1 tRNA gene and 1 rRNA gene are annotated in these 1,054 nt (G+C 46.5%); both read right to left on the bottom strand.

Annotated elements, in window-relative coordinates:
- Window positions 1-761, bottom strand: a 23S ribosomal RNA gene (locus HMPREF3112_RS10220); the annotation flags it as partial.
- A 146-nt stretch (window positions 762-907) separates the two neighbouring features.
- Window positions 908-980: transfer RNA gene (locus tag HMPREF3112_RS10215), tRNA-Ala, on the bottom strand.
- Window positions 981-1,054 lie beyond the last annotated feature (74 nt).

The raw sequence follows: 1,054 nt of genomic DNA, 5'->3' as shown, positions 1-1,054 counted from the left end.
CCTCCAGTGAGTTTTACCTCACCTTCAACCTGCTCATGGGTAGGTCACATGGTTTCGGGTCTACGACATGATACTAATGCGCCCTATTAAGACTCGGTTTCCCTACGGCTCCGTCTCTTCAACTTAACCTCGCATCATATCGTAACTCGCCGGTTCATTCTACAAAAGGCACGCTCTCACCCATTAACGGGCTCGAACTTGTTGTAGGCACACGGTTTCAGGTTCTATTTCACTCCCCTCCCGGGGTGCTTTTCACCTTTCCCTCACGGTACTGGTTCACTATCGGTCACTAGAGAGTATTTAGGGTTGGGAGATGGTCCTCCCAGATTCCGACGAGATTTCTCGTGTCTCGCCGTACTCAGGATACTGCTAGGTATAAAGACTATTTCGAATACGAGGCTATTACTCTCTTTGGCCTACCTTCCCAGGTAGTTCTTCTATAATCTTTAAGTCCACGTTGCAGTCCTACAACCCCGAAGAGTAAACTCTTCGGTTTGCCCTCTTGCCGTTTCGCTCGCCGCTACTAAGGCAATCGCTTTTGCTTTCTCTTCCTGCAGCTACTTAGATGTTTCAGTTCACTGCGTCTTCCTCTACATTACCTTAACAGTAATGAGTGACAGGCATTACCTGCCGGGTTCCCCCATTCGGACATCTCTGGATCATTGCTCACTTACAGCTCCCCAAAGCATTTCGTCGTTAGTCACGTCCTTCATCGGCTTCTAGTGCCAAGGCATCCACCGTGCGCCCTTATTAACTTAACCTTATTTTGGTCTTTCGACCTAACTCATTAAATATTCACAGCGTTTCGGTTTATTTTCTTGTTACTATCTATATGTAATCAATTACATATGGAATTTGATATAGATATTCAATTTTCAATGGACAATACTTGAATCTTTCGATTCAATGGAGCCTAGCGGGATCGAACCGCTGACCTCCTGCGTGCAAAGCAGGCGCTCTCCCAGCTGAGCTAAGGCCCCACAAGACCTCTCAAAACTAAATAAGAAACTCAAGTACATTCCGTTTTTCCTTAGAAAGGAGGTGATCCAGCCGC

The sequence above is a fragment of the Streptococcus sp. HMSC10E12 genome (assembly GCF_001807855.1).
In the GTDB taxonomy this organism is placed as follows: domain Bacteria; phylum Bacillota; class Bacilli; order Lactobacillales; family Streptococcaceae; genus Streptococcus; species Streptococcus salivarius.
This window is presented reverse-complemented; position numbering and strand designations above follow the sequence as displayed.